General features: G+C 40.0%; 25 protein-coding genes. 13 read left to right on the forward strand and 12 right to left on the reverse strand.

Features of this window, described 5'->3' with window-relative positions:
- Positions 1-15 precede the first annotated feature (15 nt).
- The 4 genes from AC4CVF_RS18410 to AC4CVF_RS18425 form a co-directional block, all read right to left on the reverse strand.
- Positions 16-2,364, reverse strand: a complete 2,349-nt coding sequence (locus tag AC4CVF_RS18410) for a glycerophosphodiester phosphodiesterase family protein (protein ID WP_490789809.1) — start codon at positions 2,362-2,364, stop codon at positions 16-18.
- A 143-nt stretch (positions 2,365-2,507) separates the two neighbouring features.
- The gene (locus AC4CVF_RS18415) at positions 2,508-3,782 is read right to left on the reverse strand and encodes a replication-associated recombination protein A (protein WP_336952543.1); all 1,275 of its coding nucleotides are present in this window, start codon (positions 3,780-3,782) and stop codon (positions 2,508-2,510) included.
- Between the two features lie 70 nt (positions 3,783-3,852).
- Positions 3,853-4,782: an alpha/beta hydrolase gene (locus AC4CVF_RS18420; RefSeq protein ID WP_419819777.1), complete on the reverse strand. Its 930-nt coding sequence runs from the start codon at positions 4,780-4,782 to the stop codon at positions 3,853-3,855.
- Between the two features lie 73 nt (positions 4,783-4,855).
- Positions 4,856-5,308, reverse strand: coding sequence for a YcgN family cysteine cluster protein (locus AC4CVF_RS18425; protein WP_336952545.1), 453 nt, complete (start codon positions 5,306-5,308; stop codon positions 4,856-4,858).
- Positions 5,309-5,497: 189 nt separating this feature from the next.
- On the opposite strand from AC4CVF_RS18425, the gene AC4CVF_RS18430 reads away from it, so the two are divergent.
- From AC4CVF_RS18430 to ahr, 8 genes are all read left to right on the forward strand, one after another.
- Entirely contained in the window at positions 5,498-5,656 is a 159-nt protein-coding gene (locus tag AC4CVF_RS18430; protein ID WP_004718815.1) for a DUF1328 domain-containing protein, read from the forward strand.
- Between the two features lie 185 nt (positions 5,657-5,841).
- The gene (locus tag AC4CVF_RS18435) at positions 5,842-6,579 is read left to right on the forward strand and encodes a dienelactone hydrolase family protein (protein WP_336952546.1); all 738 of its coding nucleotides are present in this window, start codon (positions 5,842-5,844) and stop codon (positions 6,577-6,579) included.
- Between the two features lie 63 nt (positions 6,580-6,642).
- Complete coding sequence (locus tag AC4CVF_RS18440; RefSeq protein WP_336952547.1) at positions 6,643-7,011, forward strand: HIT family protein; 369 nt, start codon at positions 6,643-6,645, stop codon at positions 7,009-7,011.
- A 135-nt stretch (positions 7,012-7,146) separates the two neighbouring features.
- Positions 7,147-8,181 carry an A/G-specific adenine glycosylase gene (gene mutY / locus AC4CVF_RS18445; protein ID WP_336952548.1) on the forward strand — a complete coding sequence of 345 codons (1,035 nt, stop codon included), beginning with the start codon at positions 7,147-7,149 and terminating at the stop codon, positions 8,179-8,181.
- A gap of 76 nt (positions 8,182-8,257) precedes the next feature.
- Positions 8,258-8,806 (forward strand): M23 family metallopeptidase, encoded by a 549-nt coding sequence (locus AC4CVF_RS18450; protein WP_336952549.1) that lies wholly within the window; start codon positions 8,258-8,260, stop codon positions 8,804-8,806.
- 30 nt (positions 8,807-8,836) lie between these two features.
- Positions 8,837-9,082: a hypothetical protein gene (locus tag AC4CVF_RS18455; protein ID WP_336952550.1), complete on the forward strand. Its 246-nt coding sequence runs from the start codon at positions 8,837-8,839 to the stop codon at positions 9,080-9,082.
- Between the two features lie 42 nt (positions 9,083-9,124).
- On the forward strand, positions 9,125-9,679 hold the full coding sequence (locus tag AC4CVF_RS18460) for a DNA-3-methyladenine glycosylase I (RefSeq protein ID WP_419360564.1): 555 nt from the start codon (positions 9,125-9,127) through the stop codon (positions 9,677-9,679).
- 31 nt (positions 9,680-9,710) lie between these two features.
- A complete protein-coding gene (gene ahr / locus AC4CVF_RS18465) occupies positions 9,711-10,733 on the forward strand; it encodes an NADPH-dependent aldehyde reductase Ahr (protein ID WP_336952552.1) in 1,023 nt (340 codons plus the stop codon).
- 83 nt (positions 10,734-10,816) lie between these two features.
- On the opposite strand, the gene AC4CVF_RS18470 is transcribed toward ahr, so the two are convergent.
- A complete protein-coding gene (locus AC4CVF_RS18470; protein ID WP_419360562.1) occupies positions 10,817-12,253 on the reverse strand; it encodes an aminotransferase-like domain-containing protein in 1,437 nt (478 codons plus the stop codon).
- Between the two features lie 110 nt (positions 12,254-12,363).
- On the opposite strand from AC4CVF_RS18470, the gene AC4CVF_RS18475 reads away from it, so the two are divergent.
- Positions 12,364-12,771: a hypothetical protein gene (locus AC4CVF_RS18475; protein ID WP_336952554.1), complete on the forward strand. Its 408-nt coding sequence runs from the start codon at positions 12,364-12,366 to the stop codon at positions 12,769-12,771.
- Here the strand turns inward: AC4CVF_RS18475 and AC4CVF_RS18480 are convergent.
- The gene (locus AC4CVF_RS18480; protein ID WP_336952555.1) at positions 12,731-13,621 is read right to left on the reverse strand and encodes a LysR family transcriptional regulator; all 891 of its coding nucleotides are present in this window, start codon (positions 13,619-13,621) and stop codon (positions 12,731-12,733) included. The genes AC4CVF_RS18475 and AC4CVF_RS18480 overlap by 41 nt on opposite strands.
- Positions 13,622-13,744: 123 nt before the next feature.
- Between AC4CVF_RS18480 and dkgB the strand changes: the two genes are divergently transcribed.
- Complete coding sequence (dkgB, locus tag AC4CVF_RS18485) at positions 13,745-14,557, forward strand: 2,5-didehydrogluconate reductase DkgB (protein WP_490774729.1); 813 nt, start codon at positions 13,745-13,747, stop codon at positions 14,555-14,557.
- 276 nt (positions 14,558-14,833) lie between these two features.
- Positions 14,834-16,009: an MFS transporter gene (locus tag AC4CVF_RS18490; protein ID WP_336952557.1), complete on the forward strand. Its 1,176-nt coding sequence runs from the start codon at positions 14,834-14,836 to the stop codon at positions 16,007-16,009.
- A gap of 172 nt (positions 16,010-16,181) precedes the next feature.
- Here the strand turns inward: AC4CVF_RS18490 and AC4CVF_RS18495 are convergent, their stop codons facing one another.
- Together AC4CVF_RS18495 and dapB are read right to left on the reverse strand one after the other, a co-directional pair.
- Positions 16,182-16,832 carry an START domain-containing protein gene (locus AC4CVF_RS18495; RefSeq protein ID WP_336952558.1) on the reverse strand — a complete coding sequence of 217 codons (651 nt, stop codon included), beginning with the start codon at positions 16,830-16,832 and terminating at the stop codon, positions 16,182-16,184.
- 57 nt (positions 16,833-16,889) lie between these two features.
- The gene (dapB, locus tag AC4CVF_RS18500; protein WP_336952559.1) at positions 16,890-17,705 is read right to left on the reverse strand and encodes a 4-hydroxy-tetrahydrodipicolinate reductase; all 816 of its coding nucleotides are present in this window, start codon (positions 17,703-17,705) and stop codon (positions 16,890-16,892) included.
- A 289-nt stretch (positions 17,706-17,994) separates the two neighbouring features.
- Between dapB and AC4CVF_RS18505 the strand changes: the two genes are divergently transcribed.
- Positions 17,995-18,186 carry a hypothetical protein gene (locus tag AC4CVF_RS18505; protein ID WP_336952560.1) on the forward strand — a complete coding sequence of 64 codons (192 nt, stop codon included), beginning with the start codon at positions 17,995-17,997 and terminating at the stop codon, positions 18,184-18,186.
- 271 nt (positions 18,187-18,457) lie between these two features.
- Positions 18,458-18,673, forward strand: coding sequence for a hypothetical protein (locus tag AC4CVF_RS18510; RefSeq protein ID WP_336952561.1), 216 nt, complete (start codon positions 18,458-18,460; stop codon positions 18,671-18,673).
- An 80-nt stretch (positions 18,674-18,753) separates the two neighbouring features.
- On the opposite strand, the gene dnaJ is transcribed toward AC4CVF_RS18510, so the two are convergent.
- The 4 genes from dnaJ to AC4CVF_RS18530 form a co-directional block, all read right to left on the reverse strand.
- Complete coding sequence (gene dnaJ / locus AC4CVF_RS18515; RefSeq protein WP_004718844.1) at positions 18,754-19,866, reverse strand: molecular chaperone DnaJ; 1,113 nt, start codon at positions 19,864-19,866, stop codon at positions 18,754-18,756.
- A gap of 93 nt (positions 19,867-19,959) precedes the next feature.
- Positions 19,960-20,337: a hypothetical protein gene (locus tag AC4CVF_RS18520; RefSeq protein WP_004718846.1), complete on the reverse strand. Its 378-nt coding sequence runs from the start codon at positions 20,335-20,337 to the stop codon at positions 19,960-19,962.
- 136 nt (positions 20,338-20,473) lie between these two features.
- A complete protein-coding gene (locus AC4CVF_RS18525; RefSeq protein ID WP_490789810.1) occupies positions 20,474-23,620 on the reverse strand; it encodes an efflux RND transporter permease subunit in 3,147 nt (1,048 codons plus the stop codon).
- A 2-nt stretch (positions 23,621-23,622) separates the two neighbouring features.
- Positions 23,623-24,723, reverse strand: coding sequence for an efflux RND transporter periplasmic adaptor subunit (locus AC4CVF_RS18530; protein ID WP_419326908.1), 1,101 nt, complete (start codon positions 24,721-24,723; stop codon positions 23,623-23,625).
- Between the last annotated feature and the right edge of the window lie 45 nt (positions 24,724-24,768).

A 24,768-nucleotide genomic window follows, 5' to 3' on the forward strand; every position in this document is an offset into this window, starting at 1 on the left:
GAGATTCATAAACCATCATTTCACCACCACTTTTATAGGTGCTGAAAAGATTTGATAGAAGTTTTGTGCATCGATCTGATATTTATAACCAGCCAAAACATATGCAGTGCCCTTTTCAGAGAAACTCAACTGACCATTTTTAATCTCATGTTTTGCAGAACCTGATAAAATGACAAAATTGCTGAGTTGCTGATTGAGTTTCGCTCCATCTTGCTGAACCAATTGCGCATTGAGTAATACTGGCTGTTCAGTTTTTACTTTGACATTCTTGGGTGCTTGAATATCAACGATATATTTCGCATAAAGTTGCGCAGAATTGGTGGTTATCCCGTAGGTCCCTGCAATATATAATTTTTTAAATGTTTCATCAGTCAATGCCCAAGGCCAAAAACTGATTCCACGGTGCTTGGTCGTTTCTAAAAGATTGATCAAATCAGCACGATAAGCAGGGTTATACGTTGAATTATATTTCTGAACATCGGCATTGATTTGTTTGGCGGCAATTAAAGTATTGCGACTATTGGGCATGCTTCCAACCAATAACCCTCGCGGTATCTCAGACAATTGTGACTGTGCACGTGCAACTTGATCTGCATTAAATGAGGTCGTGACGACTTGATTTTCAACTTGGTACTTTTTAATTTCATCCTGCATTTTTGCAACCAATGCTGGATTGGCACTTTTCATTTCGATCATCAATACAAAGTTTGGATTGTGCTTAAATGTAGTGAAATATTCTGCAAGGGTCGGTATTGGATAAGCTTTGTTTTTAGATTTTAATTGCTGAACCTGCGCAAGGCTCATTTCTTCAATTTTACCTGTTGAACGAGTAGTGCGATCCACTGTTGCATCATGCATCACCACAAGATGCTGGTCTTTGGTTAAATAAATATCGTTTTCAACAATATCTGCACCCAAAGCAACTGCATGTTTTGCACTTTCTAAGGTATTTTCATCTTCTAAACTTGGTACACCACGATGCCCAATAATAAAGGGTTTACGTAATAAAGTGTTTTTTGGAAATTGTTTTAAGACACTGGCAAATAGCGTACTTTGCGTTGTAATAATCCCATTCACACCTGAAGTCAAAATACTGGCAACATCCTGCGGATCATGTGCTGGTGTATCAACCCACACTGTCATTAAATGACGTTGAATAAAGCTGACACTGGGTTTGTTGGCAAGGCTATGCGGAAGAACCACGATGCGTGCATAGGCCTGATTAGTACGACGCATAATTTCAGAAAGACCAACATGACTCTCCTTTAAATTTTCGCGACTTAAATCTAATGCTGTTCGAAGCGTAGGTACAATTTGATGCGCAGACTTGAGTAAATCATCACTTTTGGACAATACAGTAATATCGCTCATATCGTGAGATTTAGAGAGTAATTTTAAGGCTTCAATGCTTTTGGGATCTTTGATTTCTAAAACAGGAATGGTATTGCGCTGTGGATTGGATAAATATTGTTGTAATGTTTCAACCACCTGCCCTGTCTGATCAAGCAAGTTTAAATTGGCATCTAATTGATAATATAACTGATTGGTTGAATTTAATGGACTGCTGGTAGTTTTAACTTTTTGAATCAGCGTCGGTGCCAAACCAACATTAGTTTGAATTTCTTGCACTTGAGTGACTTTATTGGCTAAGTCTGGCAACGCACTGGTTTGTTCAGAGACTTGAATATTTTTAACTTTTAAGACTAGGCCTGTTGCTGAAAGGCCTATGCCACCTTTGGCAGATCCTTGGTCAAGTTCTACATCTTGCATCAACTGGTGGTTTAAATAGTGTTGTACCCGTTGTCCAGACACCACAATGCTGGCTTTATACCATTGATTTGCTTTGATGTTCTCCGAAAATGCTTTCGTTTCAGAGACTTCCCATTGCCCGTTACTTTTATGCCGACCAAACTCCGTACCATTTTTTGCAGTGGTGTCTGTTCTGAGGGTAAATTGATAATAACTGCTTGGAATCACCCCCTGTGTTTCTGTGACATCATAAATCACACTGCCCCAACGCGAGTTATTGACAGCTTGGTCTAAAGTAAATTCGAGATCAATGCGATAGTTTTGTTGTTTCTCAAGATTTTGCGGTAATAAAATTGAGGTCGGACTGACTGAATTTGCTCGACCATCAATATGAAGCATCCCATTTTCAACATAGACGTTGCCGGCATTGTTGCCAGGAATACGCCAGCCTTGAGGGATTGTTTTTTGCTGAACAAAACTTTGTTGATAAAGTGTTTTAAGCTGCTGCGAAGCAAGTTTAGGCTGATTTTGGGTCGAAATTTTACTTGCAGGCTCAGCATGGCTCAACATCGGCAAAGAAATTAAAACAGCAAAAGATAAAACGGATAATTTCATAAAATTTCTAGAGCCTTTAAAATGTATTTTTAGCAAGCTACATTTCAAAGGCATTAGCCTAATTTAAATTTTGCCGATATTTTAAACCTTTATATGACACAGAACATCTATTTAAAAGATGCCTAAGCAAATAAACTTCACAACTACTGTTGCTGCTGTTCTTGTTGCCAACGACGTTGCTGTAAACGCTCACCTTCAACTTCACGCTTATTACGAGCAGACTCATATAATTTTGTGCCTTTCAATTCAGGTGGTAAATATTCCTGTAGCACAAAATTTTCAGGATAGTTATGAGGATAAAGATATTCCACACCATAGCCTTGTTGTTTCATAAGCTTGGTCGGTGCATTACGTAAATGGAGTGGCACAGGTAGGTTGGAAGTTTTTTCTGCAAGTTCTAAGGCTTTATTGATCGCCAAATAAGTGCTGTTACTCTTTGCACTGGTTGCCAGATAAACTGCGCATTGGCCTAAAATAATTCGACACTCAGGCATGCCTATCGCTTGAACCGAGCGGAAACATTCTCCCGCTAAAAGCAATGCATTTGGATTTGAGTTACCAATATCTTCTGAAGCAGCAATCAACATACGACGAGCGATAAAAACCGGATCCTCACCGCCTTTAAGCATACGTGCCATCCAATACAACGTTGCATCAGGGTCACTACCCCGAATAGATTTAATAAATGCAGACACCAGATCATAATGCTGCTCACCTGATTTGTCATAGCGTGCAATGTTCTGTTGCGCAACTTTGACCACGATCGCATTGGTCACAATATTTTCTATATCGGACTCAAAGGTGCTAGCAATTAAATCGATTAAATTTAGTGCCTTACGTGCATCACCCGCAGCAAATTGAACCAACGCATCAAATTCTTCAATCTGGATATGCCGGTCTTGTAAAAATTTATCTTGTTGAATTGCGCGTAAAATGAGTTCTTGAATCGCCTCATTACTTAAGCCATTTAAGGTATAAACCTGACAACGTGACAACAAAGCACTGTTGACTTCAAATGAAGGGTTTTCGGTTGTTGCACCAATCAGGGTAATTTTGCCTTTTTCGACAGCATTTAATAAAGCATCTTGTTGAGACTTATTAAAACGATGAATTTCATCAATAAATACTACTGGTGTTAATAAATCACCACTTTCAGCAATCACCTCACGTAGCTCCTTTACCCCCGTATTTAAAGCAGATAAGCTGATAAATGGGCGATCAACCGCTTGCGCCAATAACAAAGCGATTGTCGTTTTTCCAACACCAGGAGGCCCCCAAAAAATAATTGAGGGTAAATGCCCTTGATCAATCATTTGACGGAGTGGTGCTGCGACACCGAGTAAATGATCTTGCCCAATAATTTCAGACAAATCACGTGGACGTAAACGTTCTGGAAGCGGAATTTGAGTGTCTGACATACTGCTTTTTTAATTGATGAATGCTGCCCTTAGTCTACTATGGAAAATCATCAATATTACACTTTTAGCTTTAAAATAATCGATTCTGTAAAACATCCATTAATGATGCCTGAAATACTTGGCCATGACTGAGATGTGGATAAAGCATCAATTTTGCATCTACACCTTTGCTGGCCAAATCTAAAACCAATTGACGGTTATTTTGAATCATCTCCCGATCTGCATTTGGGCTGATTGGTCTAGTTGTAGACTGAATTATGTCACCTTCCATTACCCACAATTTTTTATTTTTTAGTTGTTCAGGCTTGGCTTTTCCAACAGCTTTAAGCAGTCGCGAATCTGCCCATGTGAGAGATGGACTGGCTGAAAAATAGTGTGAAAACTTATTATCTGTGCTTTGACTATTTAAAAGGGTATCTAAAACAAACAAACCACCATAAGAATGTCCCCACAAAGCGGTACGTTGCTCATCCAGTTTTACTTGCGTATTGACCCACGGCATAATTTTTTCAAACAATACCTGTCTAAATTGCGCACTTCCCCCTGCCATACGTTCAGGATTGCGTGGATCAACAGTTACTTTTCCAGATTCATCCGCAGGTGTGTAGTCTACAGATCTTGAAGCAGACTCAAACGGTAATTGGGTTTGATAGCCGATTGCCACCAACACTGGGCTGTCTTGTTCTGAGAATTTTTTCAACAGTGACTCATCTAAACGCGCCATAGCAGAGTTGCCATCTAACATAAAAACAGCAGGTAAAATCTTATTTTTATTGATGTGTTTAGGAATACCGACCCAAACTTTATAATAACGTTGTTGATCTGCGGATTTAAAATTTTTTACTTGGAATTGATAATAACTGGAGCCTTGCTCCGCAATATTTGGCCCTAAAGCTTGCAAAGCTGGCTTTGCATAAACATTGGAGTGAATACCAAAACTCAGGCTGATAGCACATAGACAAAAGGTACTTTTTTTCAACAGCGAAGATAAAGCAAACATTTTAAAACACATCAAACTGGAGGGCTTAGTTATCATATTACTATTTGATAATGATTATCAATTCATAAATGAATTAACGCACCCATCTTACAATGTACTCATCAATTTCTTCTTCATTGACTTCGGTTTCGGAGATACAACGCCCTGCAGCAGATTTTCTCGCTTTAATCACATTGCTTCTTGAGCCTGTGATCAGATAGTGCCATGCCGGTAAATTTTTACCTTCATGCACACGGCGATAAGCACAACTTGAAGGCAACCAATGAATATTGGCTAATTTTTCAGGGCTTAATTGAATACAGTCGGGTACATAATTTAAACGGTTGGGATAGTCAGAACACTGAGCGGTCGTACAATCGAGGAGTTTACAAGACACTTTAGTATAGGCAATTTCATGTGTGTCATCATCTTCTAATTTCACCAAACAGCACAGCCCACAACCATCACACAATGCTTCCCACTCAGTCGGATTTAACTCAGACAGCGTATAATTCTTCCAAAACTGGGGACGTATCTCAAAGGTCATGGCATAACATTAAAGTCATATAAGGCGGAATAATTATACCAGTATAAAAGCAGAAATTAGAAAAATTAAAACAGAACAAACCTTTACATATTTCTTTATTAATCACACTTTCTAAACACAACTTCACAAGTAAGTCAGGTTTTTCTGCATATACTGAAAATACATAACAAAAATATGGAGATGAATATTATGTTCCGTTGGGCAATTATTTTCGCTGTGATCGCCTTAATCGCAAGTTTATTCGGTTTTGGTGGTGTTGCGGGAATGTCTAAAGACTTCGCAGTCATTCTTCTCGTTGTCGCTGTAATCCTCGCGATTGTTGGATTTATTTCGAGAGGAAAAGTTTAACTTTTCCTGATCAATTTTCAATAAAAAGAGAAGAACCCCGGTTCTTCTCTTTTTCATTTGAAAACTATCTTTTCTATTCATAAATTTTCACATTTCAATTGTAAATATTCCAAATTTAGTCATTTGAATCTTATATATTTATGCTTTAATCAATCTCATTCTCGCCAATAGACAAGGATTAACCGATGGCTCTTGCAATCAAAACTCGTGAAATTCAATACCAAGCAAAAGATGGAACAACTTTAATCGGTTATTTTGCTGCGCCTGAATCCGCACAACAAGTTGCAGGCGTGATTGTTGGTCCTGAATGGTGGGGCCGAAACGAGTATTCTGAACAACGTGCTCGAGAGTTGGCACAACATGGTTTTGCTGCGCTGGCAATTGATATGTATGGTGATAAAAAAACCACGACTGTTGCGACTCAAGCTCAAGAGTGGATGATGCAAACTTTCCAAAATGAAAATACCATTGTTGAGCGTGCGGCTTCGGCTCTCGCTGCTTTGGCAGAACAGCCAGAAGTAGATGCAAACCGACTGGCGGCAATTGGATTCTGTTATGGTGGTAAAGTGATATTAGATTTGGCACGCTCAGGTGCAGAATTAAAAGCTGCCATTACTTTCCATGCAAATTTATCCGCACAAAATGCAGCGGAATCAGGAAAATTTAAAGCGCAAGTTCTTGTCCTGCATGGTGAAAAAGACAGTATGGTGTCTTTGGCGGATGTAGAATCGTTTAAACAAGAAATGAATCATGCTCAGGTAAAATCTGAAGTGATCATCCTTAAAGATGCTAAACATGGCTTTAGTAATCCTCAAGCAGATGAAAAAGCAAAAGCAAATGGTGTAGATCTAGGTTATAACGCAAAAGCAGAGAAAGACGGATTAGCAGCAATGTATGATTTATTAGACCGTACCTTGGTTTAACCTACTCTGGCTTAATTAAAATACGTTCTACATTGATTGAGACAACAAAACGAGGAATTCGAAATGACTGAAAAAGTATGTCCTTATTGTGACTTTGACGAATTTGATATCATTGATAAAAATGAATTTGGTGCAATTTTGCCTGAACACCAGCCTTTGTCAAAAGGTCATTCAGTTATTATTCCTTTGCGCCATATTGATTCTTTTTTTGAAGTTTCAGAGAAAGAACGAAAAAGCCTTTCCTCTTTATTGGAACTCGCTCGTAACGAGCTTAAGATTCGCCATCAACCTGAAGGTTTCCATATTGCCTTTAATGATGGGCATGTATTTGGTGAAGATCAAAGTGGACACTTCCATATTCATATTATCCCACGTTATAAAAATGAACCGCTTAAACTCGATAAGCGCTGGGGTATCGTGAACGAAAGTTAAGTTGTGGATACAAACTCATTTGAAAGACGCTCTGGCGTCTTTTTTTATGCAAATTGAATGCTCAGGTTTAAGATAATTTTCCGCAATAAATTTATCTTGGTTATACTGACTATCTAATTTTTACGCTAGATTGTTATGTCGCAATTTTCATTTTCAGATGCGCTATTGACTTGGTTTGATCAACACGGGCGCCATGATTTACCTTGGCAAGTGGCTGATGATCCCTACAAAGTTTGGGTATCTGAAATTATGTTGCAACAAACTCAAGTCAAAACTGTACTGCAATATTTTGATAAATTTATCCAACGTTTTCCAACCGTCGATGACTTGGGTAAAGCCTCTTGGGACGATGTAGCCCCCTATTGGGCAGGATTAGGCTACTACGCCCGTGCAAGAAATTTGCATAAAGCAGCAGGCGTGGTCAGCCAGCAGGGGCATTTCCCACCAAGCTTAGAACAATGGGTGGAACTTCCAGGTATCGGTCGCTCTACTGGTGGCGCATTGATGTCACTTGGCTTACGCCAATACGGCGTCATTATGGATGGCAATGTAAAACGTGTTTTGGCCCGTTTTTTTGCCATTGAAGATGACCTGAGTAAACCCATCCATGAACGAGCCATGTGGCAACTGGCGGAAAGCATATGCCCAACTGAACGCAACCATGACTATACCCAAGCAATTATGGATTTGGGCGCAACCATTTGCACACCAAAAAAGCCACTCTGCTTATACTGTCCCATGCAACAACATTGCCAAGCCCATCAACAGGGGCTAGAAACCGAACTGCCTTATAAGAAAGCTAAAAAGCCTGTTCCAGCTAGAACTGCCACAGTGTTATTAATTGAGTCAGATCAACAATGGTTATGGGAACAGCGTCCTAACAGTGGTTTATGGGGAGGCTTATGGAGTTTACCGATTTTTGAAAACGAGCTCGCGTTTCAACAGCTTTGTCAAAGTCTAAAGCTTATTTCAACTGTTGAATCTGTCCAAATCTCGCATAGCTTTACCCATTTCACTTGGATTTTGAATGCACATATTGTTCGAGTTGAATCAGACCAAAAAGAATACCTCCAGGCTGAACTTGGGGGCGAATGGTTAACACCACAAAAAGCTACACAAATGGGTATCCCGACAGCCATGAAAAAATTGATCTCAGCAGTAAAAATATGACATAGTCAGACACGGGTATTCTAAGCATATTTCAATTTTAATTTGCCCTTTTGAAACTTGAAAAAAAGGATTTCTCGTGTCACGTAGCATCCAATATTGCTTGATGGCTTTGCTTGCCATTATTTTAACTGCATGTACCACTGCACCTAAAAAACCAAGCTCATCTAAGCCACAGCTTCCACAAGCTCAAATTAACCGCCTAAAAGCAATGTCAATGCCAACCCGATTGGCAATTCCTGTAGATGGAGTAAAACCACAAAACCTCACAGATACTTGGGGTGCATCTCGCAGTGCTGGGCGAGCACATGAAGGAATTGACATCATGGCTTCACGTGGAACCAAAGTTTATAGTAGCACTGAAGGTGTAATTACCAGTTTAAAGAGCAATAATCTAGGTGGCAAAGTGATTTGGCTCATCGGGCCAGGCGGTGTTTATCACTATTATGCACATCTAAATGATCACAAACGTGGATTACAAGAAGGTGATTATATTAAAAAAGGCCAGCTAATTGGCTATGTGGGAAATACGGGAAATGCACGACATACTGCACCGCATTTGCACTATGGACTATACTTAAGAGGTAAAGGACAAGGTGCAGTCAACCCCTACCCTTATTTACGTTAATTTTAGATTGAATCAATTTAGGAATATTCCATGTCAGAAGCATTGCTTGAGCGTTTAGTTGAATTTGCAGAATCAGGCAATCAACAAAAAATTGCCCTCAATGGACAAAATCATCAAGGCTGGATTATGGAAATCACCGATGAAGCATTAATGATCAGTACTGGCTTTGCAGACAAAGCGGGTAAAGATATTTGGGTAAATTTTAAAGATTTAGAACATGCGCAACTTTCCTATTGGGACAACAAACAAGATCAATGGGTCGAATTTAAACTTTAGACAATTAAAACTTAAATCAATCAGAACAATGGTAGATCTTTTATGACAAATAAACGCTGTGGTTGGTGTTCAGATGATCCTATTTATATTGAATATCATGATCAAGAGTGGGGTAAATCCAATCGAGATGAACAGCATTTATTTGAAATGCTTTGCCTAGAGGGGCAACAAGCAGGTTTATCTTGGATTACTGTTTTAAAAAAACGTGAAAGCTATCGCGCCCAATTTTTTAACCACCCGATTCAAACCATTGCCAATTTTACTGAACAAGAGCTTGCACTAAAATGTCAGGATACTGGGTTGATTCGCCATATCGGGAAATTAACAGCGATTCGTGACAATGCCATTGCATGGCAAAACATGAAAGCTCAAGACATTGATATGGTGAACTGGTTATGGGATTTCGTAGACCAGCAAGTACAGCTCAATGATGTCCCTGATTATAAATTAGCGCCTGCACAAACCGAAACCAGTCAAAAGCTTTCCAAAGCGTTAAAAAAGAAAGGTTTTAAATTTGTTGGTCCAACCACTTGCTATGCCTTTATGCAAGCAGTGGGCATGGTCAATGACCATGAAAATGATTGTATATCCCGCTAAAAGTTTAACTGAGCAAACAGGAAGGATTCACATGTCAAATAATACGTTTCATGCTTATGCTGCCTTAGAGGCAGGTGCAGCACTTGTGCCCTATCAATTTGATGCAGGTGAATTACAGCCTCATCAGGTCGAAGTCAAAGTTGAATATTGCGGTTTATGCCATTCCGATGTTTCAGTGATTAACAATGAATGGGGAAATTCAGTTTTTCCAGTGGTTGGCGGTCATGAAATTATCGGTACCATCATTCAACTGGGTTCAGAAGCGAAAGGATTAAAAGTCGGTCAACGTGTTGGTATCGGCTGGACTGCGGAAAGTTGTCAGCACTGTGATCCGTGTGTTAGTGGTCAACAAGTGCTTTGCACAGGAGGTTCAGTTGCAACCATCGTTGGTCATGCAGGCGGGTTTGCAGATAAGGTCCGTGCAGGTTGGCAGTGGATTATTCCTTTTCCTGAAGATTTAAACCCTGAAAGTGCTGGTCCTTTATTATGTGGTGGTATCACTGTTTTTGACCCAATTTTAAAACATCAAATTCAAGCAGTTCACCATGTCGGTGTGATTGGGATTGGTGGCTTAGGTCATATGGCCATTAAAATACTCAAAGCTTGGGGTTGTGAGATCACCGCTTTCACATCGAGTTTGGATAAAACAGATGAACTTAAAGCAATGGGAGCAGACCATGTGGTCAATAGTCGCGATGCCGATGCGTTAAAAGCGCAACGTGGCAAATTTGATTTATTGCTCTGTACGGTAAATGTGAGTTTGGACTGGAAAGCATATCTAAATACACTGGCACCAAATGGCACAATTCATATGCTAGGTTTAGTCCTCGAACCTATGCCGATTCCTGCGGGTGCACTGATTGGCGGTGCAAAATCAGTGACTGGTTCACCAACGGGCTCCCCTTTTGCATTGCGTCAATTATTACAATTTGCAGCACGCAAAAACATTGCACCGCAAATTGAAGTTTATCCAATGTCAAAAATTAATGAGGCTTTGGAGCGACTTCATTCTGGAAAAGCCCGTTATCGTATCGTATTAAAAGCGGATTTCTAATTTAAGTCTGACCATCCATCACGGTTTATCAAGAACCGTGAATGGAATAAGGCTGTCGTGGTATGCGTTTGCTCAAAGATCAGTTAAGCCACACTCTTGGCTAACAATTCACCCCTTACCCAATCTGCCAATAACATAATTGCATCCTGAATCTCTTCCGACAGTTCATGCCCTGCATTTAAGCGAATACAATTGTTATAACGGTGATCCTCACCAAAAATAATCCCTGGCACAATATTGATACTGTATTGCTGGGCATAATAATACAACGCCAAACTATCAATCTGCTCTGGGAACTGTAACCACAAGGCATAACTTCCCTGCGGTTGATTTAGACGAATCTCTACCCCATAAAAAGCATGTTGAATAAACTGTAGATATTGCGCAACTTGAGTCATCAACTTAGGGCGTAACTCACTCAAATGCTGACGATAGGCTCTGCTATAAATCAAATCAGCAAGTCCCAATTGCAATGGTGTATTGACCGAAACATTTTGTAAAATCAACTTGGCATGTAAGTGCTGTAAACGTTGTGGTAAACAGAACCAACCTACCCGATAAGAGGTCGACAACGACTTGGAAACCGATCCGCAATAAACCACATAGCCCTGTTGATCCCAATATTTAATCGGTAACGGGCGTTTGGCATTAAAGCTACATTCAGCATAAATATCATCTTCAATCACGTAACACTGATACTTCGCTGCCAGCTGTGCAATTTTTTCTTTCTCGGCATTAGTCAAACAGAAGCCTAAAGGATTTTGAAAATTGGCGGTTAATAAACAGACTTTTGCAGCTGAGTTTTGCATCTCTTGTTCTAAACGATCTAGATCAAAACCTTCGGTATTGGCAGGGATTTCAATAATTTTTCGTTTGAGCAACGCCAACAATTGCAACTGACCATTATAGTTTGGTGTGGGCACAATCACACTGTCACCGATTTGGCTAAGGCTTTGAATCATCACAGACAATGCTGGCATACAACCATTGCTGATATAAATATCTTCTTTGGCAATATAAAAACCATCTTCAGCCCAATGTGCTGACAAAGCCTCTCTTAGCTGAAGGTGCCCTTGGCGGTCATTATATAAAAAGTCTTCAGGTTTACTGTGCTTTAAAGCACGTTGTATTGAACGGCGTAATGCCTCTACAGGAACTAGATTAGGCGATAACTGAATCGAACCTAAATGGATCAGTTTATTGTTGATTGCTGCTTCATGAATTTGAATTTGTAAGTCTAGATTTGAAACCTCACGCGCTCTCGACTTAAAATCAGGATGGTCAGGTACAGCTATCTGCGGAATTTTTTGCTGTGATTGAACAAAATAGCCAGACTTTTCTTTGACATAAATCAAACCTTGTGCTTCAAGCAATTCATAACAACTTTTTGCTGTATTGAGACTAATATTTTGCAACGCAGCAAATTTTCGTAAAGAACTAAGTCGTTGCCCAACAACCAACTCACCGCAATAAATTTTCTGTGCAATTTGCTGTGCTAATGTTTGATATTGAAAAGCCATATCTGTACTCAAATTTTAATATTTGTTGTATCTGTATCTATAAAGTTAACAGATTTATGCTTGTTTCACAGCCAATTTTTACAAACAAATTGATTTGAAAGGAGAAAAAAATGAGAACGATCGCTTTAATCAGTATTGTCTTTGGATTAACTGCTTGCCAACCTCAACACGTAAATCAAGCTGCTCAGAAACAACATTTTGTATGTAAATCTTTGATTGAAGGCTTTTTAAAAACACAAAATTTAGGTGAATATCAACTTGATCATTTAGAGCCAACTTTACATCAGACCGCACCTATCCGAAACTACCGCTACCATGCCAGCAGTGATCAGCGGATGAAAATTAATATTCCTGTGCAAAAAGACTTGGCGTTTAAATGCCTTCAGACAGCAAATGATCATTTTGAAATCCAATTGGTTAATCCACACCAACCCCGTAGCCAAACTTTACTGAGTCTGGATTTACCGCCACAAAAGACTATCGAAACTTTGACAGCTTTTGCGTTAAAAACTCAATAAATAAACGAACACGCTTTGGTAAATGTTCCTGTTGATAATACACTGCATGGATGTGTTGCTCGTAAAGCTCTATTTGATCTTCAAATAGAGCGATCAAGCGTCCTTGCTTTATATCTTTTAAAATCTCAAACTCAGACAATCTCGCAATTCCATGCCCGCGTAAACACAATTGGCGGACAGTTTCACCACTAGATGCTTTGATTTTTGGTTTGACAGTAAGCCTTTCTCCATTGACTCGAATCGGCCAAGTATTTAAACGACTGACTTTGCTAAAGCCAATTTGCGTATGATTTAAAATATCTTGCGGTGTCTCTGGATAACCATGTGTTGCTAAATATTCAGGACTGGCAACGATATATAACCGGCTTTTACACAACAAACGCGCATGTAAACTCGAATCATTAAGATCCCCAAAACGTATCGCGACATCTGTTTTATGTTCTAATAAATCGATGATCTGATCGTTACTGTTTAACTCTATTTCAATCTCAGGATACAATCGAGAAAACTCTTGCATCAATGGTGCAATCACGTGCAATACAAAAGGTGTCGCAGAATCCACACGAATCAGCCCAGATGTATCACTGTCAGATTTTAATAAAGCATCTTCTGCTTCATTGAGATCATGAACAATTTTTCGGGCTTTTGCTAAAAATAATTGCCCCTCTTGGGTCAATTTAAGTTTACGTGTTGTCCGCTCTAATAAAGTGACATTCAGTTTAGATTCAAGTCGTTGCAAGGCTCGACTTACACCTGAAGTGGTTTGTTCAAGATGCGTTGCTGCTGCAACAATCGAACCACTATCGACAATATTAATAAAAGCCTGTAATTCTTCGAGTGTAGATTTCATTGCTGCTAGCGCTCTGTTTATTGTTGATTTTTAGTCAACAACATTTTGCATATTCCTGTATTTTTCCGCAACAATTAAAGTAGCAAAATACACTCAATCTCAGAAAATAAAGTGAAATCCAGTATGACAAACATCGTTCCTCAATTTGGTGTAGGTACTTTCCGTTTAACAGGGCAAACTGTGATTGATTCGGTGAAAACAGCATTAGACGTTGGTTATCGTGCTGTAGATACTGCTCAAATCTATGGCAACGAAGCAGAAGTCGGTCAGGCCATTGCAGAAAGCCATATCCATCGTGATGATTTGTTTATCACAACAAAGATATGGACAGATCATTATCAAGCCGACAAACTTATTCCAAGCCTTAAAGAGAGCTTACAGAAGCTGGGTACTGATGCTGTCAACTTAACCTTAATTCACTGGCCTGCACCAAGTCTAGGAATTTCTGTTACAGAAATGATGCACAACCTGTTAGAAGCGAAAAAGCTGGGCTTAACTGAACATATTGGAATTTCAAACTTCAATATCGACTTATCGCAACAAGCCATTACTGCTGTAGGACTTGAAAATATTGCCACCAACCAAATTGAACTTAGCCCTTATTTACAAAATGATAATTTGGTGAGCTTTTTACAATCACAAAATATTGATGTGACCTCTTATATGACTTTGGCGTATGGCAAAGTTTTAAATGACCCAACGTTAACTGAAATTGCCAAACAACATCAGGCTTCTAGCGCTCAAATTGCATTGGCATGGGCGTTGCAGAAAGGGTTTGCTGTCATTCCGTCGTCAACTAAACGTGAAAACTTAATTGCCAACTTAAAAGCGCAAGAGATTCAATTATCTGCTGAAGAAATGCAATTAATCGCGCAATTGGAACGTAATGGCCGTGAGGTTGATCCTGAAAACTTAGCACCTCAGTGGGATGTTTAATTCGCCAATGGAGTAAAAGTGATTTAAAGCAGAACAAATCTTGGCTCAGGCTTTGATTAGCAAAGTTTGATTGCTAGGTTTTGCTTGCTAGGCTTCGAAATACACTTTACCCCTTTTGCTCATGGCTTAGCTTGCTTCGCAAGATTGTTTCTTGCGAAGCTTTATTTTGTCACTTCATCAAAATAGCGGCTGAAAAGTAAAGATCGTCATTAACTTGATTGCTTGAACGCTGTTACACGCCATCATTTTCAATATGTTGTATATTTGAGATTTCTCATGAAATTAAATTTTCCCTTACTCGCCTTGGCCATTGGCGCTTTTGCAATAGGAACAACAGAATTTTCCCCTATGGGCTTTCTTCCCCAAATTGCAGAAAATTTGAATATTTCAATCCCAACCGCAGGTATGCTGATTACCGCTTATGCACTCGGTGTCATGATTGGTGCACCGTTTATGACCTTATGGTTTGGACGGTTTCCACGACGTAAAGCGCTTATTTTAGCCATGATTATTTTTACCATTGGCAATATTCTCGCTGCAATTGCTCCCAATTATTGGGGCTTAATGGCCGCTCGAATTCTGACCAGCCTCAATCATGGGGTGTTTTTCGGGATTGGTTCTATTGTTGCAACAAGCGTCGTACCTAAAGACAAACAAGCCAGTGCAGTTGCCACCATGTTTATGGGCCTCACCATTGCCAACATTGGTGGTGTGCCTTTAGCCACATGGGTTGGGCAGAATATTGGCTGGCGTATGTCATTTGCAGCAATCGCTTTACTCGGCGTGATTACCATGTTGTCGCTATGGAAAGCCTTGCCTGAAGATAAAGCAAGCCAACGTCCAGATGTCAAAGCGGAATTAAAAGTGCTGACTCGGTTGCCTGTAGTTCTTGCATTGCTCACCACGGTGATGAGTGCAGGTGCAATGTTTACCCTATATACCTATATTGCGCCTAGCCTACAAAACATCACCCATGCAAGTCCGATGTTTATTACCTTGATGCTGGTACTGATTGGGATTGGCTTTTCAATTGGTAATCACTTAGGTGGAAAATTTGCAGACTTGTCACTGACCAAAACATTGACCAGTTTCTTACTGTTACTAATGGTGAGCATGTTGCTGTTTCCAATCCTGGCTCAAACTCAAATTGGTGCAGCATTGGCACTGATTGTCTGGGGAGCTGCAGCCTTTGCAGTGGTCCCACCTTTACAAATGCGTGTCATGTCTGTTGCTCATGAAGCACCTGGATTGGCATCCTCTGTGAATATTGGTGCATTTAATTTAGGTAATGCTTTAGGTGCAACAGCTGGTGGAGCAGTATTGAGTATGGGGATGAGTTATGCTGCAGTGTCTATTGCAGGTGCGGTACTCACAGCTTTAGGGTTAGTACTAGTTTTTATTCAAATGAAAATGAATAAAGCATCTGTACGGCAGTATAGTCATTCAGCGTAGTGATTAACAATCGTCACAAAGACTACAAGTAACCTTTCTTTCTATATCAACACATTGAGAAAGGTTACTTTCAATATTTAAATGAGCGGAAAGATCTGCCAAGCATTATTTTTTCAAATATAGCGTTGTTTCGTCAGTAAGGTCTGCTTCTGGATTATTGATCTAATAACGCCTATTTTAAAATATCAGGCAAAGCTGTAAAGGGTTTATTCTTTGCCAATTCTGTTTTCATTTTCTGCAACATCTGATAAGGCTGCTGTTCAACCAAAATATTGGTTAAGCTTGCAGGAATAGAGCCTTCTGGATTGGCGTGTCCAGAGGTAATGACTTTGACTTTATTGGCACCCAGTTTTTGAAAGGTCCAATCACCTGAATAATCTTTTAAACGCACATAGTCAGGATTCACTGCTTTGCCTTGCTGAATCGCAGAGTTTTTAATAAAAATACTGCCATTTGCATCTTTAGACATGGTTCCTTTAACCACCATATCTCGATCTTTTAACGGAAAGGGGAAATCTAAAACCATATAAATGCTGAATTCGCCTTTTTTATCATCGCGAGATAACACTTCAGCTTTGGCAACATTGGGGACCCATTTCGGTGAGTTTTTGACGTCCAATACCAAAGCAACAGCACGATCAATCGGCACGTCTAATATTGTTTCAGCTTTATAAGACAACACAGAATTACTGGCATCCTTGTATGTCCATACCTGAACGTTATTCTTATTCAAACTTAATTTAGCATTGCTTGGTAAAGCAGCTTGTGTAGTCAGGCCAAAAGCACTGATTACACAAGCAAATAACATCACTGTTTTTTTCATTTTTGAATGTTCAAAATTTGACTAATTGTTTTAATTCTATCGCATCAGATTTTAAGCTTAAATATCATTTAAGCCTAAAACGTCTTTCATATCGTATTTTTTTGCATCTTTGCCGACAACCCAAGCAGCTGCACGTACAGCACCTGCAGCAAAATTCATACGATTCGTGGCTTTGTGTGTCACTTCCACACGCTCACCTTCGCCAATAAACATCACTGTATGTTCGCCTACAATATCACCACCACGAATCGTTTCAAAACCAATGGTTTCACGTTCACGTGGACCTGTATGCCCCTCACGACCATAGACAGCAACTTTCTTTAAATCGCGCCCCAGTGTGTCAGCAACAGCTTCACCCATCATCAGTGCAGTACCTGATGGTGCATCTACTTTATGACGATGATGTGCTTCAATAATTTCAATATCCACAGTATCGCCAAATACTTTAGCTGCCAGCTCAAGTAATTTAATCGAAACATTCACACCCACTGAGTAATTTGCAGCATAGACAATCGGTGTCTGAGTCGCAGATTGATTTAACAGCTCTTTTTGTTGATCCGAAAAACCAGTTGTGCCAATCACCATCGCAACACCAGCAGCACTGCATAATTTTAAATTATGTTCAGTTGCAACAGGTGCAGTAAAATCAATTACCACATCCACATCGTTGAGGATCTCTTCTAAGTTGCCAACCACTTTAATCCCCACAGCACCAATTCCTGCAAGCTCTCCTGCATCTGCGCCAATTAATGTGCTTTCTGGACGCTCTACTGCAGCAGCAAGTTGAAAACCAGCTTGTTGTACAGCTTGAATCAATGTACGGCCCATACGGCCACCTGCACCTACAATACCAATGCGTGGAGCTGCTGACATACGTTATTCCTAAATCTGAATTTGAAAATTTGGCTCTACTATAACAAAACTCGGTTCTAAGACGACGTTTCAATATAAAAAAATACTGCAATCTTTTTGCTTGCTTTGGGATCTTGTGCGCTCATTGATCCAAAATAGCCTGAACGAATAAATAGATTAATTTTATAAAACATATCGATAAAACTTTGAAAAATTTAAAACTTTTCAAATCTATTTCATCAAAATGCAAGAATCCCACAGCAGACTACATGCCACGAATGAAAATAATATGGCTTATAAGGAGATCAATATGCATTCGAATAAAATGGCTTTCGCTCTGGTACTCGGCATGATCATGACAAATGTTTGGGCTGAATCAGCGCCTGCAACAACATCAGCAACAACTGAAGAAAAAACGCTTGCTCAACCCAATAGCAACACAGCATCTGAACCTCAAACAGAAGTCCGTGTTGAAGATATTGATGCACCAATCATCGAGTAATAATCACCTATTTTTCAGTGGTTGAGGGTATGTCCAATATCTTCGACCTGTCTTTTTAAATAGCTCAATTCAATTGTAATCATCATCATAAAAATCAGACGCTACAGCTAAACATCAACACTTATTTTGTTTGTAAATCATCTAAAAAATTCTTGAAATGTATATTAAATTACAGCTAAAAATAACTAAAAAGCAAAATTTAAATTTTCAGATCTATTAAACTAAAGACGCTTGGATGCAATCATAAAAAGCAAATATCAGAGGAAATATCATGCAACTCAAAAAAATCATTTTAGGATTGATGATGACTACAACTGTTTCACTCGTTTGGGCCGAAGACACCCCCCCGCCTACCGCTCCATCGTCAGAATCATCGATATCAGCAACAAATCCCGCGGTAATCCTCCCCCAAGATGATAATTCAATAGATGCTGCCCCGGATGACAACGAATTTGATTTATCACCATCGGATCAAGCATCAAAATAAAAAAACGGAGCAACAAGATCTGTTGCTCCGTTTTTACCTATTCAATGTTTAGCTTGCTAAATGAAAAGGTCTAAACTCAATTAGTCAAATAAACGATCGAAGAAAGATTTTTTCTTCGGTGACGATTTATTATCATCACTTTCCATCGTGGCTTGAAGTTCTTTCAATAGCTCACGTTGGCGGCTGGTCAAGTGTACAGGTGTTTCTACCACAATACGGCAAAGTAAGTCACCTTGCATACTGCTACGTACAGGTTTTACCCCTTTACCACGTAGTCGGAACATTTTACCTGTTTGTGTACCTTCAGGTACCTTCAAACTTACACGACCATCCAACGTTGGAATTTCAAGTTCTTTACCTAAAGCAGCATCTGCGATACTGACTGGCACATCCATATATAAGTCTGCACCATCACGTTGGAAAATATCGTGCTCACGCACTACGACTTCAACGTATAAATCACCAGATTGACCATCACGGATTGCTTCACCTTTACCGGTTAAGCGAACGCGATCACCATTATCAACACCTGCAGGAATAGTAACTTCAAGTGTCTGCTGACGATCTGATACACCTGAACCATGGCATTTGCTGCATGGATTTTTAATAATTTTACCTTGTCCACGACATGTACTACATGTCTGCTGAACAGAGAAGAAGCCCTGTTGCATACGCACTTGACCTGCACCATGGCAAGTCTTACAGGTTTCTACATCATTTGGATTTTTTGAACCTTTACCATCACACACATCACAAGGTGCTGGTGCAGTAAAGGTAATGGTTTTCTTAACGCCTCTCACCGCTTCTTCAAGCGTTAATTCCATAACATAGCGCAGGTCGGAACCACGACGCGCACGTTGCTGACCACGGCCACCACCGCCAAAAGCGCCACCAAAGATGTCACCAAACTGACTGAAAATGTCTTCGGCGCTGAAACCACCACCAAAGCCACCGCCGCCCATACCACCTTCAAAGGCGTTATGACCCATACGGTCGTACATGCTACGTTTTTCACCGTCAGAAAGAATTTCATATGCTTCCGCACATTCTTTAAACTTTTCTTCAGCTTCTGAATTGTCAGGATTACGATCTGGATGATACTTCATCGCCAACTTACGGTAGGCTTTTTTAATTTCATCATCACTAGCGGTTTTAGCAACACCTAAAACCTCATAATAATCACGTTTAGCCATGATTGGCGATGCTCCACAAAATTTGATAATACTTCTATGCAGAGTAAATTGGGGGCGATGTTATTTTTTACAAGCGTGAAATGTGGTTTTTTTTTAAAAAACAGCTTTTTTCTGCAAATATTTAGTAAAACCTTTGAGCCATGTATTGAGTAAATATAACCACGCAATGGCGCTAAATACCACACCTGCCACAGTGCACGCTTTTACCCAAATGAAACTGTCCCAATAGAAAAAGATTAACGGAATAAACCATAGCGCAGCAAAGGCTGCCAAAATCAAAAAAATAAGAGCATTGCGCATAATCCACAACGCTTGCGCATGTATCCATACCTCTGCATTATCTGCCACTGCTACTTTACGTGCTAACCAATACGCCAACACGGCTGTAATCACCGTAAACAATGCGAGAAACATAAACAAATAAGAGCTCGTAATAAATTTACGATGCTGTTCTGGATTTGTTTGCCCCATGGGTGTTTTTGACCTCAAATTTATTGCATACCGATTTACTTATTATGCAATAAAATTTCCTATGTTATTTTCTGTTAAAGATTAAGTGCTACTATATTGAAGTTTTCAATTTTTCGCACCTAATATTCTCAACAATTTATGTATTTTCTGTAGTTTTTTTAATCTTAAACCAAGTCGCATACAGCGCTGGTAAGAAAAATAACGTTAAAAGTGTCGCAATAATTAAGCCGCCCATAATCGCCACTGCCATTGGTCCAAAGAAAATACTTCGAGAAAGCGGAATCATGGCCAATACAGCTGCCAAGGCGGTGAGAATAATTGGACGGAATCGACGAACTGTTGCATCCAAAATCGCATCCCATTGATTCTGCCCAGCTCGAATATCTTGTTCGATCTGATCAATCAAAATCAGTGAGTTACGCATAATCATTCCAGATAATGCAATAGTACCTAGCATTGCCACAAAACCAAAAGGCTTATTGAATAAGAGCAGGAATAAAACCACCCCAATTAAACCTAAGGGCGCTGTCAAAAATACAATGAATGAGCGAGAGATACTCTTTAACTGAAGCATCAGCAAAGTAAAAACCACCGCAAGGAATAATGGCATACCTGCATTCACAGAGGTTTGCCCTTTTGCGGACTCCTCTACCGCGCCACCAACTTCTAGCAAATAACCACTTGGTAATGTTGTACGAAGCTGATCCATTTTTTCAGCCAGTTCATTGACTACGGTTGCAGGCTGTAACTTTGTTCGAATATCTGCACGTACGGTAATGGTCGGTAAACGATTGCGGTGCCAAATCAAACCATCTTCAAATTTATATTGAAGTGTAGCGATTTGCGCCAAAGGTACGGTGGCGCCTTTACTTGTTGGAACAGCAAGACTGGATAATGCTTCAACATTGACACGTTCGGCTTGATCTCCTCGGATACGAACATCAATCAGCTCACGTTTTTCACGATATTGATTGATAATTGCACCCGATATTGAACTGTTTAAAAAATTCGCCAAATCTTCTGAGGTCACACCCATTTGACGGGCACGGTCTTGATCAATCACTAACGAAATAATTTTACTTTGCTCACCCCAGTCCAAATGAACATTTGCGGTATTTGGATTTTCACTAACCAGTTGAGCAACTTTTTGTGCTTCCTCACGAACAACTGCAATATCTTCACCCGATACACGAAATTGCAATGGATAGCCGACTGGAGGACCATTTTCTAATAAAGAGACACGGATACGCACCTGTGGCAATAATTGGCGGATTTGCGTATCTAAGGATTTACGAATTTCATCACGATCATCCAGTGAAGATGCTAAAACCACAAATTGTGCAAAACTGGCTTGCGGCATTTGTTGATCTAAAGGCAGATAGAAGCGTGGTGTACCTGTCCCAACATACGCAACATAATTATCAATGCCCTTTTGCTTGGATAAAAATGCCTCAACTTTCTTCACTGCATCTTCAGTTGCAGTCAGTGATGCACCTTCTTCTAGTTTTAAATCGACCAAAATTTCGGCACGGTTTGAAGACGGGAAAAATTGTTGTGGTACAAACTTAAACATCACCACAGACAGGACAAATACCCCAACCGTAATTGAAATGACGGTTTTTCTATAAGTCACACACCAGTTCACCAACTTTCGAAAGCTTTGATAAAATTTAGATTGATACGGGTCAAAATGTTCACCGTTATGATGAATCACAGGCTGAGGTTCTGGTTGCTTGCGTAATCTTGCCAAAAGACGCTGATACCACGGAGCTTTTTGCGGTGTTTTGTTAAAATCTGGAAGTAATTTATCTCCTAGATATGGAACGAAAACCACAGCAGCAATCCATGAGACAATTAAGGCAATCGTGACCACTTGGAAAATAGACCGGGTATATTCACCTGTACTTGAGGCGGCTGTAGCAATAGGTAAAAAACCAGCTGCAGTAATTAATGTTCCTGTCAGCATTGGAAATGCGGTACTGGTCCATGCAAAACCAGCGGCCTTCATCCGGCTATAGCCTTGCTCCATTTTGATGGTCATCATTTCGACGGCAATGATGGCATCATCGACCAACAACCCTAAGGCCAGAATCAAAGCTCCTAGAGAAATCTTATGTAAGCCAACATCAAATAAATTCATTCCCGCAAAAGTCATCGCAAGCACCAGTGGAATCGAAAATGCCACCACCAAACCTGTACGAAAACCAAGCGAAAAAAAGCTCACCAATAAAACGATAATGACCGCTTCTGCAAGAACTTTGACGAATTCATGAATACTACGTTGTACAGCCACCGGCTGATCTGAAACTTTTTTCAGCTCCATACCTAAAGGCAGTGATTTTTGTAAGGTTTTAAATTCAGTTTCTAAGTTTTTACCCAGTGCGATGATGTCACCACCTTTACGCATAGAAACTGCTAGACCAATCCCATTCTCGCCCATAAAACGCATGCGAGGTTGTGCAGGCTCACTAAATCCACGATAAATTTCAGCAACATCGCCCAGTTGAATAGTTCTGTTTCCCACCAACAATGGCATTTTTTTCAAATCATCTACACTTTTTAAAGCACCACTGACTCTTACTTGAATACGGTCAGTGCCTGTTTCAAAAAAGCCCGCACTGGTTACACTGTTTTGCTTTGCCAAGGCTTCTTGGATTGCAGTAACTGGTACACCCATTTGCACGGCTTTGGTGTTGGAAAGTTCAATCCAGATTTTTTGATCTTGTAGGCCCACCAGATTGACTTTACTGACATCTTTTACCCGTTGTAAGCGAAGCTGCAAACGGTCTGCATATTCTTTTAAAGTAGCATAATCAAAATCTTTACCAGTTAAGACATAGATATTACCGAAAGTGTCCCCAAACTCATCATTAAAGAAGGGCCCCTGAACACCGGAAGGTAACTGTGTTTTGATATCACCTACTTTTTTACGCACTTGGTACCAAACATCTGGAATTTGGTTAGATTTTAATGAGTCTTTTGCCATAAACATGACCATTGACTCACCAGGACGCGAGTAAGCCATAATCTTGTCATACAGCCCTGTACTCATCAGTTCTTTTTCTATTTTATCAGTAACTTGTAAAGAAACCTCTTGAGCTGTTGCACCTGGCCAATAAGTTTGGATGACCATGACTTTAAAGGTAAATGAAGGATCTTCACTCTGAGAGAGTTTTGAGTAGGAAAATAAACCCACAATACCCAGCAAAATCATAAAATAAAGTACTAATCCTTTATTTTTGAGTGCCCATTCTGACAAATTAAAGGAGTTAAATGGACTCATGATCATGCTCCTTTTTGAACAGTTACAGCACGATTTTCACGGTCTACTGGGTTTATTTTTTGCTTTTCACGAAGTAAATGTACCCCTCCTACAACCACCCATTGTCCAGGATTTAACCCTTTCACGACAGTAACATTGTCACGACCATAGCTACCTAAAGTCACGGAAACCTTATGAATGGTTTGGTCTGGATTCAGTACCCAAATATAGGCTTGATTGTTATTTGCCGAGACGCTAGATAAAGGTACACTCAATACATTTTGAATATTTTGATTAAAGAATACCCGCGCACTTTGACCAAGTTGAATCGCGGACTGCCCTTCTTTTAAAGCCACTTTGACCATAAATGTACGTGACTGATCGGCTGCTGGAGAAATCTCTCGAACATAGGCAGCAAATCGATCTTGAGGTTTAGACCATAAAGTTACCCATGCATTTTGACCGACTTTAATCTCTGCAATAGCTTGTTCAGGGACACCTATCACCACTTCACGATCCCCATCAATCGCCAGCTGGTATGCCGCTTGTCCTGCTGAAATCACTTGTCCAGTTTCAATATTACGTTGGGTAATCACCCCATTTTTATTGGCTATCAATTGGTTATAGCCGGTTTGATTGGCGCTCACATCATAATTGGATTGGGCTTGTTTTAAACTTGCCTGAGCAGAATCATATTGATTTTTGACTGAATCATATTGTGAGCGACTCACAGCATTGATCGGTAAGAGTTGCTGAAACCGTTTAAATTCATCTGCTGCGGCCTTGGCCGCAGATTGCGCACTTTCAAGTTGTGCTTTGGCTGAGTTCAATTGTAGCTGAGCATCTTTCACATCAAGCTTTGCTAAGACTTGACCAACTTTGACACGAGCACCAACATCGACATAGCGTTCTGTAATTTGCCCCCCGACACGGAATGCCAATGCTGTTTGCTGTCGAGCTTGGACATCCCCCGCATAACTTTTTTGATCTTCATGTGATGTTGCAGGTTGGGTTACCATCACCAAGGGAATTTGTTCCGCTTCAGGTGCTGGTTTGCTACACCCCACTATTGTTACACTACACAATACCAATAGGCTCGTGATCATTAAATTTAAACTACGCATAGGCAAGGCTCTTAATCAAATGCATTTTTTCGGGCAAAATAGAAT

The sequence above is a fragment of the Acinetobacter sp. LipI_19 genome, assembly GCF_058242925.1.